We start from the raw sequence: 19064 nt of genomic DNA on the forward strand, positions 1-19064 counted from the left end.
CAATGCTCGATCGAACTTTATGGCAATTGCCACTGCGCGACCACTGCAAAAAAAATTTCTAGCCTACTTCTTTCTTGCCAAATCTATCCAAATATGATACAATAGAGGGTCTGTCTGTAAGCCAAACCGATCGCCAAAGTTGAAAATCGCCTCATCGTTAGGCACTATCAAAAAAATTAGATTTCTCAAAAATACTTACCTCAGAACTCTACATATAGGGCAAACAGCACTAGAGCTACTGCTATCAGTAGCGTTTCCAGCTTGTATCAGCGTAAATTTTAAAATTAAGTAGAAATTTCCACATAGTAATTTTTAGCTGAAAGGATTAGCATATAAGGGTGACAGAACATTATCATCCCCTAAACTCATTAAAAAATGGCCATTGGTTCAAGCTGATCTGTGGGGCGAGCTTTCAACACCTGCCTGCTGTACGGAATCTCACCTTGGCTTACACCTTAGCAGGCGCTGACTGTATCGATGTCGCGGCAGATCCCGCCGCCGTCGCCGCAGCGAAAGAAGCCCTACAAGTGGCCAGCGAATTACAGGCAAGAACTCAAAACCGCAGGTTTGGCGGCAAAGGGTTGCCGTTGCTGATGGTGAGTTTAAACGATGGGGAAGACCCGCATTTTCGCAAAGCCGAATTCAACCCAGCCGATTGTCCGGCGGACTGCTGGCGGCCGTGCGAAAAAATATGTCCAGCCGAAGCAATAGTTTTTCAGAGTGCTGGCAGTGGTTTTTCCGGGGTGATAGACCAGCAATGCTATGGCTGCGGTCGCTGTCTGCCGATTTGTCCGAGCCAACTAATTTATACTCGTTCTTACGTGTCTGCTCCAGCCGCGATCGCACCTTTAATCTTGCAATCCGGTGCGGACGCCCTAGAAATCCACACGCAAGTAGGCAGAGAGGCAGATTTTGCGCGACTTTGGTCGAGTATAGCTCCCTGGGTCGCTCAACTCAAGGTAATAGCAATTAGTTGCCCCGATGGAGACGGTTTGATTGATTATTTGCGGACACTGTATCAAATAATTTCCCCCCTTCCTTGTCCCCTAATTTGGCAAACTGACGGTAGGCCAATGAGCGGAGATATCGGAACAGGAACTACTAGAGCCGCGGTCAAACTCGGTCAAAAAGTTTTGGCTGCCCAGTTGCCGGGATACGTGCAACTTGCAGGCGGCACTAATGCTCACACTGTCAGCAAGCTGAGAGCCGAGGGACTGATGAAGGATGGCGGGAAAAATTTGTCAGTTCCCCCTGTCCCATACATTGCAGGTGTAGCTTACGGCAGCTATGCCAGGGTTTTGCTATCGCCAATTTTAGAACAATTAGAAACAATGCAGATCGATCGAGCCTATGCCGTTCCGGTGGCAGTGGCGCGGCCAGCAGCCGAAGTTCAAACATCTCGGCTACCTCAGCTCGAAGCCGTCCCAGAACTTCTCTCGGAGGCCGTGAGTTTAGCTTGTTCTCTAGTTTCCCAGCTCAAAGAATTTTAGTCAGAAGTCATTAGTTATTAGTTATTAGTCAGAAGTCATTAGTTACAAGTAAAAAACAACTGGCAACTGGCAATTGATAACTGTTAACTGACAACTGACTAAAAAGTTGAAAACGTCACCGAACACATCGAGGCGAATGCAGATTACAGACGACCTCAACAGATTATTAGACATCGTGCCAGATGAGATCCGGCAGCCCTTAGAGCAGCACCCGCAGCGCAACAATCTCATTGAGATTGTCATGGATTTGGGCCGCCGACCTGAAGCTCGTTTTCCATCCTTGGCCGAACCTCTTTCCCAAACGCCAGTTTCCAAGGCAGACCTCAACTATTGCATCGAGCGAGTCGGCCACTTCGGCGGCGACAATCGAGCCGGTATCGAGCAAACCCTGCACCGAATTAGCGCCATACGCAACCGCAGCGGCGAGATTATCGGCTTGACTTTGAGGGTGGGCCGCGCTGTGTTCGGGACGATCGGTATTATCCGCGATTTGGTGGAAACCGGTCAGTCAATTTTGATGCTCGGCCGCCCCGGAGTCGGCAAAACCACGGCCCTGCGAGAAATTGCCCGCGTGCTCGCCGATGACTTGGAAAAACGGGTGGTAATCATCGACACCTCCAACGAAATTGCCGGAGATGGAGATATTCCCCACCCAGCGATCGGCAGAGCTCGCAGAATGCAAGTTTCCCGTCCCGAACTCCAGCACCAAGTCATGATCGAAGCAGTGGAAAACCATATGCCGCAAGTGATCGTGATTGACGAAATCGGCACGGAACTCGAAGCTTTGGCGGCTCGGACGATCGCCGAAAGGGGCGTGCAGTTGGTCGGTACCGCCCACGGGAACCGGATCGAAAACTTGATGAAAAACCCGACTCTGGCAGATTTAATTGGGGGCATCCAAGCGGTGACGCTGGGAGATGACGAAGCAAGACGGCGCGGTTCTCAAAAGACGGTTTTGGAGCGCAAAGCACCGCCAACTTTTGAAATTGCCATCGAAATGCTGGAACGCCAGCGCTGGGTAATACACGAGCGAGTTACAGATTCGATCGACACTCTGCTGCGGGGACGCGAACCGAGCCAGCAAATCAGAAGCGTCAGCGAGACTGGAGAAGTAATTATCGAGCAGGAGTCGGCCACTCCCCCCGCCCGGTTTCCGGGGATGGCAGCTTCCAGCGGCCCGGCTGCGGTATCGGCAATCCGACCCGTCACACCGCTCTCTGGGTGGCGGAGTGCTGGCAAAATGGTGCCGATGCCCGCTCCCAGCGAGAACTTCGCTGCTAAAAGCGCGCCGGTTGCTGAGACTCGGTATTTCGAGCAACTGCTCGAAGAATCCCTGTCCGTCGAGCCGGTACCTAAGCCCGGACGTTTTTCCCAGAATGTCGGCCCTAACGGCGAAGATTTGCCCCTCCACGTTTATCCTTACGGCATAGCTCGCCACCAGCTCGAACAGGTGATTTCGACGCTGAACCTGCCGGTACTGCTGACGAAGGATATTGAGAGCGCTGACGTGGTTTTGGCTTTGCGATCGAACGTTCGGAACCAGTCGAAATTGAGGCACTTGGCCAAAACTCGCCAAGTTCCCCTGCACACAATTAAGGCCGGCACTATTCCCCACGTAGCGAGAGCTTTGCGGCGCCTGTTGGACATGGATGACCCGGGCACCCCGGAAGTGGCAGACCTCGCCTTATTCGCCCGCAGCGGTTCTTCTGACGAGCTCGAAGCTCTCGAAGAAACGCGCTTAGCAGTCGAGCAAATTGTCATTCCCAAGGGACAGCCGGTGGAACTCCTGCCCCGTTCTCCCAACGTCCGCAAAATGCAGCACGAACTTGTGGAACACTATCACCTGAAATCCCACAGTTTTGGGGAAGAACCCAATCGCCGCTTGCGGATATATCCAGCTTAAAGTTGGAGAGTAGTGCCTTTGAAAGCAGAAGGTAGAAGGCAGAAGGGATAATTTTTTCCTGGCTTCTGTCTTTTACCTGTTGCCTTTTTCCTTTAAGTAGCTGGCCACTTTCTGATATGATGTTCTGTGACATTGTTCTTGTTAATGCGATCGGCTAAATTTCTAATTTCCAATTCTCCAATTTCCAATTACCAATACTTCGACTACACGCTCTTACAAGTTCCCCAATTCTCAATAGTTCAGCTACGCACTTCCCTTCAGCTCCCTTCGGCTTTGCGAACGGATGAGCCGCAGGCTAGCAGCTATGCTCAGCACAAACTCAGCACCAGCTCAGTAAAATTTGCACTTCCCAAATTATTAAATTAATCTCCCTAAGTTGACATGAATGATTCCATAGTTCAGCTATTTATCAACTTAATTACTACTGAGATTGGTGTGCGAATTAGGTCCCAAGATCGAGCTGGTCTGTCTCATAAAATTATGACTCGAATGAGAGCCAAAAAAATCGCCGAACCCGAAAAATATTATAAGCTTTTAACTGCCAAAAATTGGGAAAGTAAAAATGAATGGTCAGAATTAGTATTGCTATTAACAACAATTGAAAGTTATTTCATGCGAGATAAAGGACAGTTTTCTCTGTTAAAAAAAATAATTTTCCCTGAATTGATAGAGCAGAAAAGAAACTTGCACAAGACATTGGGAATGCAGCCGACACTGCGAATCTGGAGTGCGGGCTGCTCTACCGGTGAAGAACCTTATTCTTTAGCTATTGTTTTAAAAGAATTGATTCCAGATTGGGAACAATGGAAAATATTAATTTTAGGTACAGATATTAATGAAAAAGTAATCAAAAAAGCGCCCCAGGGAGTTTACAGTCATTGGTCATTTCGCTTGGTTGAACCGCAGATACAAAAGCAGTATTTTCATCAGAGGCAAAATGATTGGCAAATCAATCAAGAATTGCGCGAAAGTGTAACCTTTAGCTGTGTAAATTTAATCACAGATGAGTTTCCTAATATTTACCAAAATCTTTATAACATAGACTTAATTTTGTGTAGAAACGTTTTTGTTTATTTTGAACATAAGTATATTTCACTGGTACTGAAAAAATTTGCCAATACCCTGAGACCTGGAGGATATTTAATGACCGGTCATGCTGAAGTTTACGGTCAAATTATGAACGAGTTTGAACCCAAGATTTTCCCGGAGTCGGTGGTTTATCAGCGTCGGGATGCAGTAATGGAGGAAGGCTCTCAAATAGAGTCTAGGGTTGCGACGGTAGGGGAAGCCAACTCGGCATTTCGGGAATTGCCGAAAGCAGATACTATGGGCGATGATAGTGGTGAGTTGCTAACAGGGGAAACTATGCCACCTCGTTTTACTACTAACAGCAATTTTCCCGAGATAGAGATGCCGCCCGTATTAAAAATAAGTAATCCGCTGGGGAAGATGCTGTCCTCTCCCTATCTGGAGCAAGGTTTGCCGAACACTGCCGTGTCAGTTACAGAAAAAATAATAGCAGAAAATACTCAAACTAAAACGCCTCAAATGCTAATTTTAGAGGCCAAAAAATCCTTTAAAAATAAAAATTATGCTGAGGCAATTAACAAGGCACAAGAGGCAATAGACTTGCAAGGGCATAATTTTGATGCTTATTTTTTAATCGCTCAAGTGCAGGCAAATGCAGGCAATTATTCTCAGGCAATAGAATACTGTAATCGAGCTAGAAAAGTAGAGCCTGGATCAGTATATACTGATTATTTACAAGCTCAAATAGCTGAAGAACAGGGGCAATTGGAAATAGCAAAAAAACTATTAAAGAGGACTATTTATATGTGCCCATCTTTTGTTTCAGCTTATATAGAACTAGGGAATATATACAATAAAGAAGGTCAAGTAAAAAGAGCTCTGAAAATGTACAATTCATCTTGTGAAATCCTGAAAGCACTACCGCCAAACACTCCCATAGATTCACAGGGTAAAATGACAGCTAGTCAAGTGCTGATGAATGTTAAAAAAAAATTGTTACAATTATACAGTAAAGAAGCTGTACACTAAAATATGGAAACTAAACCGTATCTTATCTTTGAACAGAACGGTTTTCTCTGCGGTATAGAAGCTTGCTACGTTCGGGAAATTTTCTTTCTGCCGGAGTTGACAGCAATTGCAGAAGCACCTCAAGATATTGTTGGGGCGATCGACCTTCGGGGCGAAATTCTCCCCGTGATGGATCTGAATCTCCGTTTTGGATACGCTTGGCAGGATTATGCTGTGACAGATAGTACGATCGTCATCGAGTGGCAAGAATCCAAAGTCGGTATAATTGTCAATCAAGTTCGCGAAGTTAAGGAACTCTCAGAAGATGCCATCACTCCGCAGCTATCTTACGGGCGAGACAATTCAGAAGCTACTCATCATTTTGTATCTGGATTTGCCCGCTGGGAAGCCGATATTATCATGCTGCTGAATCTCGATCGCTTAATTCGATATTCTCCCAAAAATTCCCAGGAGATCTGGCCTGTTTTTCCAAGCAATGCAGGTAGTGAGTCAGCAGCAGGTGAGGCAAAGACGGAAAATTCACACTGGCAAATAAATGCAAAATTGTTAGGCAAAAATCCTAAAAGTTTGAGCACTCGTGACGTTTTTTGCCCGCAGGCTACCCCGGAAGAAAAAGCAATTTTTCAATCGCGCGCTAATCATTTGAGACGGCGAGGCGGGGGGGAAAATGATGCTGCCATTAATATGTCCCTGGCGGTGTTTGTTTTGAAGAGCGAATACTTTGGTATTCCTTTGGAGCTAGTGCGCGAATTTACGGATATTAGCCAAGTAACTCCGGTTCCTTGCACTCCCGACCGCATAGTGGGGAATATAAATTTACGGGGAGAAATTGTGACGCTAATTGATATTCGCAGTGTTTTAAATATGTCTTTAAATATGTTGGATACTGCAAATTATCTCTCTAAGGCGATCATTGTTGAAGTGGCGGATTTAGTCGCTGGTATAGTTGTTGAAGAAATATTAGATATTATATACTTAAATGTGTCGGAAATTGCGGCTGTTCCGGCAGCACTGCATTCTGCTAACCGCGAATATCTACGGGGGACAGCTATTTATGGGGAAAAAATGATGGCTATTCTAAATTTGCAAAAACTGCTGACAAAAGGAGGAGTAGTTGTTGATGAAGAGGTTTGAATCAAGAACAGGGCTTACGCAAAGCATATATCTTATGAGTCAACTGAAGCATCTGGCTTGATAGTTCATTTTCTTCGCAATCCAGATTCAACGCAGAGATCGAGGCTGGTAACCAGCAGGACTTAGCATGAGAGAATTATGTTGAAATGCGTCCAGGACTAAAGAAGTTAGTTATACCACAATACGGTTGAGTTAAGCTCGATCCCCCCTTGAGAAAGCAGGGCGGTTTCATTCGACCTACGGGCACACCCCCGTGGTTGCCCCGATATTTGAAACACCGATTCCCTGGTCCGTGGAGGAGGTAGGCACGGGGGCGCTACCCCTACAAAACGATGATTTCCTTGAGAATGAAACAGCCCTGTCTTCTCAAGGGAGGGACAAGAACTTACTCAACGTCCTCGCAACGATGGGTGGTATGCGAGGGGGGTCTCTGAGGAAGAAATAGTTTTAACCCAAGCGTATTAAGTTATACCAAATCCGCTTTTAAAGCGAGATTTGACTAAGCAATCTAATTGGTGTATTCACGTACTTAAATTAAGGAGAAAAATATGTTTTCTAAGTTAATAAAATTAAATATTAGAAATAGAATGCTGCTCGCCTATGTAGCACCAGCAACTATATACTTGGGTTTTCCTCTGCTAGTTTATACAACTACTAATCAGGTATTGAATAATTTTAAAGAAGTGGAAAGGATAGAAAATGTGATCAGATACACAAATGATATGTCCGCAGGTGCTGAACAAATGGTACGGGGGATGCGTGGGTATTTAATTAATAAAAATCCGCAGTTTTTAAGTGATTTTCAAACAGGTGCAGAATTAGCCCGCCAGTCGGGCAAGAGTGCGGAGTTGAGGATCGAAAATCCTGAGCAGAGAGTTCGTTTAGAGAATATGCTACAACTTTGCAACGAATATTATAATGGTTCCAACCAAATAGTTGTTTTATTACAACAAAATAAGAAAGCCGAAGCATTGGCTATATTTAATACAGGAGAACAGACAAAATTTGTGGAGGAATTTGTGGCTATAAATAAGCAATTTCGCGAAATAGAAGTAAATGCGATTAAGCAAGCTACAGAAAAAACGAAGCAATCTTTAGTTTTCTTGATCTCGGCATTGGTATTTGGTTCTGTATTTTTATTGGTGTTAGGTGCGGTTATAGCTTGGCTGATTTCGTCAGGAATTGCCCAAACTATCGATCGGGCAATTAGCTCGATCGCCTCTTCTTCCACTGAAATTGCAGCCACCGTAGAAGAACAAGAACGCATGGCAAGTCAGCAAGCAGCTTCCGTAAATCAAACTACTACTACAATGGACGAATTGGGAGCATCTTCCAGGGCGACATCACAGCAGATAGAAACAGCCGTGGTTCAAGCAATGCAAGCTTTGAATTTAGCTGGAGGTGGCACAAAAGCTGTAGAACAAACTTTAGAAGCAATGGCAACTCTGAAAACTAAAGTTCAGGATATCCAAGGACAAATTATAGAGTTGAGCGAACAAACAGATCACATTGGTAATATCTCAACTGTAGTTAGCGATTTGGCCAATCAAACTAATATGTTAGCCCTCAATGCTGCTGTTGAAGCGGTGCGGGCGGGAGAAAACGGCAAGGGTTTTGGCGTGGTGGCGTCAGAAATTCGCAAACTTGCCGATCGCAGTAAAAAGTCAGGAGCTCAAATTAATCTATTAGTTGCTGATATTCAAAAGGCGATTAACTCAACGGTAATGGTGACAGACGAAGGAACTAAAACAGTGGAATCTGGCGTGAACATTGCCTCAGAAACCGCAGCGGCATTTGCAGGAGTTGCCAATGCCATTAACAATGTGGTTTTGAGCTCTCAGCAAATTTCGCTGAATGCCAAACAGCAATCGATCGCGATCGAACAGGTAGTGCAAGCTATGAACTCTCTCAATCAAGCCGCAGCCCAAACCGCTTGCGGTATCAGTCAAACTAAAGTCGGAACTCAAAAATTGAATGAAGCAGCCTTAGATTTGAAGGCAGTTTTGTAGGAGATCGATGAATTATGAGTAGTTCCCAAAAAGTGCCAAATATATCCTTAAGAATTAAACCAATCGCTTTGGCGATCGACCTCGCTACAATTCCAGCGACATTAACGGAGTAATAATTTGTTCCTGGTCAAATAAAAATTTGATCTTAAATCAGCATTGTAGTTAGTTGTGAGTTGTGAGTTATTATTAGGGAGTTGTTATTTTTTCTTTACTACCCATTCCCAATTCCCAATACTTCGGCTACGCGATCGTACAAATTTCCAATTTCCTATACTTAGACTATGCGAGCATACAAATTACCAGTAACCAATTTATAGTAACCAATGATTAACAAATTTTTCCAAAAAATGCAGCACCGACTGTTGCTACTCCTAATTTTAAGTACCTTAATTCCAGTATCTATTGTTGGTTGGTATGGAATTTATTCTTCAACAGAAGCACTGCAAAATTTAGCATTAATAACCCTTAGTGACAGTGTTAATTCTACCGCAAATCAAATGATTAACAAATTTGAGAATATGAGAGCAGATATTTTGTTTCTCCCCAAAACTCCCCCTGTTCAGGGAATGATTAGAGCTAAAGAAGGAAATGGAGTAGACAAACAAACTAATTCAACTTATAAAGATTGGCTTTATCGAATGCAACTCACCTTTTTAGCTATGATGGAAGCCAAGCCATATTATATGCAATTGCGTTACATAGATAACAGTGGCAAGGAGATCGTGCGCGTAGATTCTGACGGCACAAATATCCAAGTTATTCCAGAGTCTCAACTACAAAATAAAGCAGACAGAGATTACTTTATGGCAACTATGAAGCTAAAATCAGGAGAAGTCTATGTGTCTTCTTTAGAGCTGAATCAGGAAAGGGGGAAAATAGAAATTCCTTACAAGCCAACAATTCGCTACGCAACTCCAATTTTTAATCCCAAAGGAGAAAGACAAGGTGTTTTGATTAGCAATGCTCTGGGTAGCACTCTGATCGATAGGGTTAAAAATTTTAATCATGAATTCTCAGATCAATCTTTTATCTTAAATCAAGATGGATATTATCTGGCTCATCCCAATCCTAAAAAAGCATGGGGATTAGAACTTAAAACCAAGGAAAATGTTAAAAACGATTATTCAGCAGGCATTGTTGCTAAAATACTCTCAGGTGGTGAGGGAAATATTGATAATAGGGATCTAGTGATTAGTTATAATACAGTTTTTCCCAGCAAACAAAATAAAAACAAATTTTTAGTAATTGTGGATAGTTCACCCAAAAAAATTCTATTTTCTTCTATTGATTATCTTCAAAAAATCGCAGCTATTATTGCTATTATTTCTCTGGCTATGGTGCTGGGCTTTGGATGGTTTTTTTTGCAAAAAATAGTTGCTCTAATTCGGGGTCTTATTTACGAAATATCGTCATTTTCAATGCAAATAGAATCTAATATGAACGGGCAAGAGCAAATAGCAAATAGACAATTTTTCTCGGTTAATCAAACAACTATAACTTTAGAAAAATTGGGCAGATATTCTCAGGAAACAGCCGAGCAAGCTGAGTCTGTTGCCGTTGCCGCTCGCCAAGCTTTAAATCTAGCAGAAGAAGGTACTAAAAAGGTAGATCAAACTCTCAATCAAATGCTGAATCTTAGAGAAGCTGTGGTGGCAATTTCTAAGCAAAATCATCGACTCGACGACAGCACGAGTCAGATTGGCAATATATCGACTCTCGCAAGTTTGGTTAGCGATTTAGCCAGCCAAACTAATATGCTGGCTCTCAACGCCGCTGTTGAAGCAGTCAGAGCCGGCGAGTACGGTAAAGGTTTTGGGGTGGTAGCAAGCGAAATTCGTAAGTTAGCAGATGAAAGCCAAGAAGCAGCACAAAAGATTAATGGTATTATTCCAGAAATTAAGGGTGCGATCGACTCAACGGTAAAAGCAACTGAAGATAGTCGCAAAACGGTTGCAGAAGGGGTGAAAACAGCACAAGATACGGCAGAAGCTTTTACGGGTGTGAGGGAAGCTTGCAATATGGTGTTTGCTAGCAACCAGCAAATTTCCTTTAACGTTAAACAGCAGGCGATCGCGATTCAGCAAGTAGGTGAGGCTATGAGTTCTATGAAGGAAGCCGCGTCTCAAACAGTCAGCGGTATTACTCAAGTTAAAATCGGTACTCAACAACTCACAGAAGCTGCATTTAATCTTAAAGAAGTAGTGTAGTAATTAGTCATTAGTCATTAGCAATTGACTGATTATTCAACATAATTATCATTAAGAATTACCCATGAACCTTGTTCTATTACCTATTACTCAAAAACATATATGATGATTGAAGATCAAGAACTTCGAGATGTATTTAAAGTCGCGAGTCAAGAACACTTACAGAAACTAGACGACGGATTGCTGTACTTAGAACAACATCCGAGCGACTTAGGTAAGTTAGAACAATTGTTGCGAGAAACCCATTCTCTTAAAGGTGATGCTGGGATGCTAGGCGTAAAAGATGTAGCATCTTTAGCTCATCAAATGGAGCATATTTTGGGAGACCTCAAGCGGGGAGAAACTCAACTGAATTCGGATATTAGCGATCGACTTTCGCAAGGTTTAGAAGCCATGCGGAAACTCGTTAACGAAGCCGTTACCGGGGAAGATTCCGGCGTTAATACTTTTTACATCCTCGCTAGCATGATGGGTGCTTCTACTGAGCCACAGCCAGCAGCCTCAATAGTAGATGCCTCATCTTCACAAGTACCAGAAGAACCGTTGGTAAAACCGCAATTTACTGAGCCTGCTACCCAAGAACTAGAAACAAATGTTGAAACTTCTCAAGTTCTTAACTTAGAGAAAAATTCCTCTTTTTTACAATTACAATCCAAGCCTGAATTTCTAGTGGAAACTCAAAACCTGCCTGCACCTTCTGAACCAGCCACTGCGTCGGCTTCGCAGTCGACAGTTACTGCCTCCTCAACCTCATCTTACCGCATTGAAACCATTCGCGTTGCTACTCAAAATTTAGACGATTTAATGACTCAAGCGGGGGAACTTACTGTCACAAAAACTCGGCTAGGACACCGAGTTGCAGAGATAGAACAAATTACAACTTTGTGGGAAGAGTGGAGCCGAGAATATTTTGTAACGAGGTTGACTGTCGATCGGATGCAAATAAATGAAAACGGTATTAAAGCCAACGGTAAATTTAGCCAATTGCAGGATTACTATCAACGTACAGAAGAACGTTTAGAAAGTCTCGGAACTTTAGTTAACCACTTGAAAAATAGAGTTTATGAAGATACTGCCAGACTAGAATTAATCGCTGAGGCATTAGAATCAGGAATTCGCACTTTGAGATTGCTGCCTTTGTCTACTATTTTTAATTTATTTCCTCGAACTGTTCGAGACTTAGCGAAACGGGAAGGTAAAGAAGTTGCGTTGGTGATTGAAGGAGGCGAAACTACAGCCGATAAACGCATTTTAGAGGAAATGAAAGATCCTTTAATGCACATGATTAGAAATTCGATAGACCACGGTATTGAGACTGTTGAGGAGCGGAAAAAACTAGGTAAACCTCCCGTGGCTACTCTCCGAATTAAAGGCTATAATATTGCTAGCAATATTATTATTGAAGTTGCTGATGATGGCCGGGGACTAAATCTAGAGAGCATTCAACAAACGGCTGTAAAACGTAATATTTGTACAGTTGAAAAACTGGCAGAAATGACAGAAAATCAAATACAGTCTTTGATTTTTACTCCGGGTTTTTCGACTAAGAAATTTGTTACAGAAGTATCGGGGCGCGGGGTAGGTTTAGATGTAGTTCGCACTAATGTTGAAGCCCTAAAAGGTAGTATTCAAGTAGAATCTTTACCGGGTGGAGGATGCACTTTTAGACTGCAAATCAGCACGTCTTTAGCTACAGCAAATGTATTAATTGTCATAGTTGAAGACATTCCTTATGCTCTACCAGTCGAGTTTGTAGACACGGCTCAACAGGTGTCTCAGTCTGAGATATTTGCTATAGAAGGTAAGGAAACTATACTTTCAAACGGTCAGCCTCTTTCAGTTGCTCATCTAACAGATTTACTAGAATTAAACAATAGACAAGGATGGCAAAAAAATCGGTATTTGAGGCAGGAAAGCGGGAGCGAAGATCTGAGAAAAAATCAAAACTACTTCCTAAATTCAACTTCTTCAAAAATGCCTTGTATTGTTTTGAAAGTTGGGGAGGAAAGATTGGGATTATTTGTAGATGCTTTGATAGACGAACAAGATGTGGTGATGAAACCTCAAAGTCAATTGCTGAAACGGGTGCGAAATGTTTCGGGTGCTACAATTCTGGGGACTGGGGAAGTTTGTATGGTACTCAATCCCCACGATTTGATAAAATCTGTACGCCAGCAAGTTTCTTCCCGTATGGTTCCTGGTGCGCGATCGCAACTTGAGACTGCCAGCAGAAAACAAGTTATACTATTAGCAGAAGATTCGATCGCTACGCGCACTCAAGAAAAGCGCATCCTGGAAGGTGCGGGTTACGAAGTTGTGACTGCGGTAGACGGATTGGATGCTTTCCATAAATTAAAAACTCGCAACTTTGATGCTGTGATTTCTGACATACAAATGCCAAATTTAGACGGTTTGGCTCTGACTATAAAAATTAGGGAGCAAAAAGAATACAGTGAGTTGCCGATAATTTTAGTTACATCTTTAGCCTCGGATGAAGATAGAAAAAGAGGAGCTGATGCGGGGGCAAATGCTTATATTCCTAAAGGTACTTTCAATCAAGATGTGTTGGTAGATACACTAAAAAGGTTAGTTTAGTCATGAGTCATTAGTCCTTGGTTATTAGGCATTTGTTATTTACTACCAATTAGCAAGGCCCAATACCCAGTGCACAATTACCAGTGCATCGATGCTTACTTAATACCCAATACTTTGACTACGCGGTTACTGAGGTAGTTGTACTGAGCTTAGCCACTCGCTCTGCGCGGCTTGCCCGCTCACTAAGCCCAGGGGAAGTAAGTCGTAGGGCATTACAAGTGCCTAATTTCTCATTCCCCATTTCCCATACCCCATTTTCCAGCAAACAGATGTTATCGCCCATTAAACTATTGTTAGTTGAAGATTCTCCAGTAGTTACGATCGTCCTAAAACGAATTTTTGAGTCCTCGCCAGACATCCAAGTTGTAGGAACCGCTTGCAACGGACTAGAAGGACTAGAATTAATCCCCAAACTTCAGCCCCAAGTAATCTGTACCGATTTGAACATGGCACCAATGAACGGGTTAGAATTTACGGAAGAAGTAATGAAGAAATATCCGCTACCAATTTTAGTAATTAGTGCTTCAGTGCAAGCGAATGATACTCAGAATGTATTTCAAGTGTTAAAAGCTGGTGCATTGGATGTTTTTCCTAAACCGATGGGCGGGCTGGTATCAGATTACGCTATTCTAGCCAATCAATTAATAGCTAAGGTTAAAATACTCTCAGGAGTTAAGGTATTTACACGGCATCAAAAAAAGATGCTAACACCAGATAACAATCCAATTGTAAAAATCAATGAAGCACCAGTTTCTAGTTACAAGTTTTCCAATGAAAATGTTAAATCTTCCACTATTAAAGTATTGGCTATAGGGGCTTCTACAGGGGGACCGCAAGCACTATATACAATTATTTCTAAACTTCCAGCTAGTTTTCCAGTGCCTATAATTTGTGTCCAGCACATCAGTGAAGGTTTTTTGCAAGGATTAGTTGATTGGCTGGGTTGTGAATCGAAACTGCCTGTTAAGATAGCTACTTTTGGGGAATTACCACAAGCAGGAACTGTTTATTTCCCGCCAGAAAAACGTCATTTAGAATTGGACTCTCAAGGGCGATTTGTTTATTCAGAAGCTGGTCATGTCGCGGGACACTGCCCTTCTGTAACCGTGACATTTAAGTCAGTAGCTAATTTTTATAGTCGGGGAGCAGCGGGGGTTTTGCTGACAGGAATGGGTAGAGATGGTGCTGACGGAATGTTGGCGATTGCCAGACAAGGGGGGTTGACAATCGCCCAAGACGAAGCTACCTGCATTGTCTTCGGAATGCCCAAGGAGGCGATCGCCCTCGGTGCCGCCCAATATATTCTACCTGTCAGTGCGATCGCCCCCCTACTCCTGGCTAAATTAAAAATTTAGGACTTACCTCGCAAATTGTGCAGAATACCCCGCCGCCAGACTTGTTAAAGAAGTCGAGGTTCAGAGAGTACCCTGGCAACTTTTTAGTTCATTAATTACTCAAATTACTTCATTAATTACTCAAAACTAATTTTTTTCTAAGTCCGCTTATTTGATTTTGATAAACTTACCAATTACCTCGCGCAACTTATCAGCATCAAACGGCTTAGTTAAATACTCTGTTGCTCCCGCCAAACGCCCCTGTACCTTATCAAAAGCTCCATCTCGCGCTGTCAGCATTACGATCGGCAAATTCTGAAACTGAGGCAAGCTCCGCACCGTGCGGCAGAGTTCCAATCCGTCAATACCCGGCATCGAAACATCCAGCAACAAAACAGAAATTTGTTCGTGATAAATAGTTGACAAAGCATCCACTGCATTGTCGGTTACGAGAACTCGAAACTCTTTGCTTAAGGCCTGTTTAACAAGTCCTTGCATCACGACACTATCATCAACTGCCAAAATAGTTGGTACTTGACTGCTACTTGCAGACATATTCTTCTCCCTGTTTATTTATAGTTCTTGAAAATACAAAACATACTTCCTGCATTTATTTTTTGAGGGTTGCCTCTATACAATAATTGTCAACCCCGTTGGAGCGTTAGTTGAAACATTACCCCTGTTTTTTTACCTCAAACTCGAAAAAAGGAATTGGGAGAGTGGTCGATCGGCAATTACAACAGTTGCCAAATGTGCATCCGGGCCCAGAAACCCTAAAGGTCGAGTTTGAACAACTATTGTTACAAAGTTTAACATCTTACCAATCTTTTGTAATTCATCTCCTAACAGTAGTTGAACTCCCGGCTAAGGCACAGCTCGGTAAAGGACACTGGTATTGTTGCACAAACCCCTGATTTAAATCTACCAGCAAGCCAGCTACCCACGATTAGACAAGTCTGTTAAAATACAATTAAACTGATAAAAAAATTATAGGTAAGCAATAGTCATATATTTTGGAAAGCGGCTTCCTCCCAACAGAGGCTCTTAAATTTAGAGAGCCGGAGGTATTCAAAAGCATAGTCAACTGGAAGTATAATTTATATAGTCTAAGATTTGGGGTGCTCTAACTCCGATAACTCAAAAGTTTCCCGATCAGTCAAGAGGTTAGTCTGAATTCGGCGCAAGCAACCTGCGCCGAATTTGCGCCCAGAGTCTCCCAGCACAGAATTCATAGCTTGTTTTTCAAGGGAAGTATTGAGAAGGGCGGTTGCCAGCAACTAGACGGGCAGTTACATATGATGAAAGCACCCTTGCCTCTTGGTAAAAAAGTGTTCAAGCTCCATAACATTGACTTGTATCAACTTCTAGGCTCTGCTCCAGACGCTTGCTTAGACAATTTGGTAGGTTTGGCAGCTCAAATCAGCCGAACTCCTATTGCTTTCTTGAGCTTGATTGACGGTAATCGCCACTGGTTGAAGTCGCAGTTAGGTATCGATCGAACTTTGGCCCACCGTTACCTGAATTTTTGCGATCGCGCCCTGAACCAAACTCCCGAAGAGTTCGCCCAGAGATCAAACTCAAACTCGGAATTTGACCGGGCAATTTCCCTGCAACAACCGCCAGTTGCTCCCGAATTGGCGGTTGAACTCCCTATAAATTCCTTTAAAGAACTGCCCGCCGCCATTGTCCGAGACGCTTCCACAGATGTGAGATTTGGCGAACACCCGCTGATCGTTTTCTACCCCTTCGTGAAATTTTACGCCGGCATCCCAGTTGTCAGCTCTGATGGCCAGGTGCTGGGAGTGCTATCCGTCATGGACTCGGTGCCGCGAGACTTGACAAAAGAAACGATAGAATCTCTACAAGCTTTGAGCCGGCAAGTTGCGAGTTTGGTGGAGTTGCGCTGGCAATTAGTCAAAGCTCAAAAACAGTTGCCAGAGGTAGAAGATATTAGCTCGGACAGCCAGCAAGTCTCGGAGTTAGTTCGTCGTGACTCGAACCCCTCCAGCTTGTGTGCGGTACATACGCCACAGAGCAGCATGAGAATATACGCAACAAAAAAGCTCCCGACGCTCGATGAAACAGGCAAATCTCAATATTTGTGGGAAACTTCAGCGAGCATCGGGCGTGCAGACGATACCAAACAAATCGGAGAAATTGATGCCGGCCCGCGGGACACCTCCGGTCAACTAACGGCCGCGTCGCTAGAAGAGCGATTGCGCTTGGGAGCTCTGCAAGCTAAAGTCGGTGCCGCCCTCGGACAAGGTGGGAAAATATCGCCCATCCTCAACCGCTGCACCGAGGCAATGGTAGATTACCTCGACGCCAAAGAGGCGAGTATCTGGACGTTCAACCCGCAGACAGAGCAGTTAGAATTGCAGGCCGATTCAGGACTCAGCACCGAAGGGTGGCAACGGGAAATAGAAGATTGGGTGCGAGCAGAACCGGGAAAACTCCAAACGGCTCCTGTATGCCTAATGTCGAACCCGTCTCTCTGCGCCATTGCCTATCCGCTGATAGTGGAGGAGCGACTGGTGGGAGTGATGGCTCTGTGCAGTAGCGCTTTGGTAAGTGAGGGAGCGCTAGAAGTTCTGAGCTGCATGGCTAACGCCATCGCCGTGGCGATCGATCGCATCACGGCCCGAGAAGAATTGTTGAGCCGCCGGGAAGGCTTGCTGTTCGGCCTCGCCAGCCAGATGCGAAATTCCCTCGACCTCGACAAAATTTTAGATACGGCTGTCAACGAAATTCGCAGCTTGTTGCAGGTTGACCAGTGCTACTTTTTGTGGTACTCCATCTCGCGAGACGGGCAGCCAAGCTTTGCAATCACCCACGAGGCGGCAAATCCCGAACTGAAGGAGCGGCTCACAGAATACCCGATCGAACAAGTAACCCTGCTGGCCGAGAAAATTTGCCACCGCCAAACCCTCCGGATCGGGGACGCGGCAACAGCACTGTGCATAGAACCGCCCACGCGAGATTTTTTGACCCGTATGGGGATTGTTTCTAACCTGCTGCTGCCGCTCAAGACTCGCTCCGGTCAAATGGGTGCTGTAGTTTGCAACCATTACAGCAGCCACCGTTCCTGGGCGACGAGCGAAGTGGAATTGCTGCAAGCGGTGGTGGATCAACTGGCGATCGCGATCGACCAAGCCGAACTCTACGCCCAAACCCGCGCGGCAGCCTTAGCAGCCCAAACTCAAGCCCGCCAACTCACGGAAACTTTGCAGCAGTTGCAGCAGAAAGAAGCTCAGCTCATCCAAAACGAAAAAATGTCCTCTCTTGGTCAAATGGTCGCCGGCGTCGCCCACGAAATTAACAATCCGGTTAATTTTATTTACGGCAACTTGACTTATTGCAAGCAGTACATGAAAAATCTGCTGGATTTGCTGCACTTGTATCAAAAGCACTACCCCGAGCCTTGCCCCGAAATACTCGACAAAAACGAAGAAATCGATGTTGATTTCATAGCGCCGGATTTGCTGAAAATTCTGTCTTCAATAGAGATGGGAACTGAACGCATCCGCCAAATTGTCCTGTCTCTGCGGAACTTTGCACGGCACGACGAAGCCGAGATGAAGCGGGTGGACATTCACGAAGGGATTGACAGCACGCTGCTGATTTTGCAGAGCCGCTTGAAGTCAAATGGGATCATACCGGGAATTGAGGTAATTAAAGACTACGGCAACTTGCCGAAGGTAGAGTGCTATCCCGGGCAGCTAAACCAAGTATTTATGAATATTTTGGCGAATGCGATCGACTCTTTGGAAAATCAGCCTCCACCCAAGACGATTAAAATCTCGACGGCGGTGGTGGGCCCAGGCTCGGAGGCTGATGATTCAGGAAAGTCAAGCGGTCAAGTTGTGGTGATTCGGATTCAAGACAGCGGGCCCGGATTGGCCGAAAAAGCTAAATGCCACTTGTTTGACCCTTTCTTTACCACTAAACCTGTGGGCAAGGGTACGGGACTTGGCTTGTCTATCAGCTACCAGATTGTGGTGGAAAAACACGGAGGAAGCTTGAACTGTATCTCCAAACCAGGAGAGGGAGCGGATTTCAGGATTGAAATCCCGGTAGCTCGCCCGCGTGCGCTCAAAGAATAAACCTGCGGGCGATCGGTTTCAAAAAGATTTTTTAAATTTTATTGTCAAAATGCTTGACAGATTGCTGTGTTTGAATGTTAAGATAGTGAAGGTTAAGACGTTGGGGCGTCGCCAAGTGGTAAGGCAGCGGGTTTTGGTCCCGCCATTCAGAGGTTCGAATCCTTTCGCCCCAGTTAAATTGTTTGATGTCAATCAATTATTTAACTCATAGTTTAGAGTTAGTTCTTGACA

General features: G+C 44.3%; 10 protein-coding genes and 1 tRNA gene. 10 read left to right on the forward strand and 1 reads right to left on the reverse strand.

Going from position 1 to position 19064, the window contains the following annotated elements:
• The first annotated feature begins 338 nt into the window (after positions 1 to 338).
• The 8 genes from ldpA (at position 339) to cheB (ending at position 14751) form a co-directional block, all read left to right on the forward strand.
• Positions 339 to 1490, forward strand: coding sequence for a circadian clock protein LdpA (ldpA, locus tag QUA45_RS09695; protein ID WP_333094389.1), 1152 nt, complete (start codon positions 339 to 341; stop codon positions 1488 to 1490).
• 136 nt (positions 1491 to 1626) lie between these two features.
• Positions 1627 to 3393: a R3H domain-containing nucleic acid-binding protein gene (locus QUA45_RS09700; protein WP_333220454.1), complete on the forward strand. Its 1767-nt coding sequence runs from the start codon at positions 1627 to 1629 to the stop codon at positions 3391 to 3393.
• A gap of 381 nt (positions 3394 to 3774) precedes the next feature.
• Positions 3775 to 5451 (forward strand): CheR family methyltransferase, encoded by a 1677-nt coding sequence (locus tag QUA45_RS09705; RefSeq protein ID WP_333220456.1) that lies wholly within the window; start codon positions 3775 to 3777, stop codon positions 5449 to 5451.
• Between the two features lie 3 nt (positions 5452 to 5454).
• On the forward strand, positions 5455 to 6585 hold the full coding sequence (locus QUA45_RS09710) for a chemotaxis protein CheW (RefSeq protein ID WP_333094385.1): 1131 nt from the start codon (positions 5455 to 5457) through the stop codon (positions 6583 to 6585).
• 548 nt (positions 6586 to 7133) lie between these two features.
• Positions 7134 to 8594 carry a methyl-accepting chemotaxis protein gene (locus tag QUA45_RS09715; protein WP_333220458.1) on the forward strand — a complete coding sequence of 487 codons (1461 nt, stop codon included), beginning with the start codon at positions 7134 to 7136 and terminating at the stop codon, positions 8592 to 8594.
• Positions 8595 to 8941: 347 nt separating this feature from the next.
• Complete coding sequence (locus tag QUA45_RS09720; RefSeq protein ID WP_333220509.1) at positions 8942 to 10801, forward strand: methyl-accepting chemotaxis protein; 1860 nt, start codon at positions 8942 to 8944, stop codon at positions 10799 to 10801.
• Between the two features lie 105 nt (positions 10802 to 10906).
• Positions 10907 to 13396 (forward strand): hybrid sensor histidine kinase/response regulator, encoded by a 2490-nt coding sequence (locus QUA45_RS09725; protein ID WP_333220511.1) that lies wholly within the window; start codon positions 10907 to 10909, stop codon positions 13394 to 13396.
• A 269-nt stretch (positions 13397 to 13665) separates the two neighbouring features.
• Positions 13666 to 14751: a chemotaxis-specific protein-glutamate methyltransferase CheB gene (cheB, locus tag QUA45_RS09730; RefSeq protein WP_333094382.1), complete on the forward strand. Its 1086-nt coding sequence runs from the start codon at positions 13666 to 13668 to the stop codon at positions 14749 to 14751.
• A gap of 147 nt (positions 14752 to 14898) precedes the next feature.
• On the opposite strand, the gene QUA45_RS09735 is transcribed toward cheB, so the two are convergent.
• Complete coding sequence (locus QUA45_RS09735) at positions 14899 to 15285, reverse strand: response regulator (protein ID WP_015175702.1); 387 nt, start codon at positions 15283 to 15285, stop codon at positions 14899 to 14901.
• A gap of 740 nt (positions 15286 to 16025) precedes the next feature.
• On the opposite strand from QUA45_RS09735, the gene QUA45_RS09740 reads away from it, so the two are divergent.
• Positions 16026 to 18833 carry a GAF domain-containing protein gene (locus QUA45_RS09740; RefSeq protein ID WP_333094381.1) on the forward strand — a complete coding sequence of 936 codons (2808 nt, stop codon included), beginning with the start codon at positions 16026 to 16028 and terminating at the stop codon, positions 18831 to 18833.
• A gap of 101 nt (positions 18834 to 18934) precedes the next feature.
• Positions 18935 to 19006: transfer RNA gene (locus QUA45_RS09745), tRNA-Gln, on the forward strand.
• Positions 19007 to 19064: the final 58 nt, after the last annotated feature.

The sequence above is a fragment of the Microcoleus sp. Pol12A5 genome (genome assembly GCF_036701435.1).
In the GTDB taxonomy this organism is placed as follows: Bacteria; Cyanobacteriota; Cyanobacteriia; order Cyanobacteriales; family Microcoleaceae; genus Microcoleus.

What these genes read in the sequence shown, in the direction of transcription:
- cheB (WP_333094382.1), top strand. Translation starts at nt 13,666, where the DNA reads ATGTTATCGCCCATTAAACTATTGTTAGTTGAAGATTCTCCAGTAGTT.
- QUA45_RS09710 (WP_333094385.1), top strand. Translation starts at nt 5,455, where the DNA reads ATGGAAACTAAACCGTATCTTATCTTTGAACAGAACGGTTTTCTCTGC.
- QUA45_RS09725 (WP_333220511.1), top strand. Translation starts at nt 10,907, where the DNA reads ATGATTGAAGATCAAGAACTTCGAGATGTATTTAAAGTCGCGAGTCAA.
- QUA45_RS09715 (WP_333220458.1), top strand. Translation starts at nt 7,134, where the DNA reads ATGTTTTCTAAGTTAATAAAATTAAATATTAGAAATAGAATGCTGCTC.
- QUA45_RS09740 (WP_333094381.1), top strand. Translation starts at nt 16,026, where the DNA reads ATGATGAAAGCACCCTTGCCTCTTGGTAAAAAAGTGTTCAAGCTCCAT.
- QUA45_RS09705 (WP_333220456.1), top strand. Translation starts at nt 3,775, where the DNA reads ATGAATGATTCCATAGTTCAGCTATTTATCAACTTAATTACTACTGAG.
- QUA45_RS09700 (WP_333220454.1), top strand. Translation starts at nt 1,627, where the DNA reads ATGCAGATTACAGACGACCTCAACAGATTATTAGACATCGTGCCAGAT.
- QUA45_RS09735 (WP_015175702.1), bottom strand. Translation starts at nt 15,285, where the DNA reads ATGTCTGCAAGTAGCAGTCAAGTACCAACTATTTTGGCAGTTGATGAT.
- QUA45_RS09720 (WP_333220509.1), top strand. Translation starts at nt 8,942, where the DNA reads ATGCAGCACCGACTGTTGCTACTCCTAATTTTAAGTACCTTAATTCCA.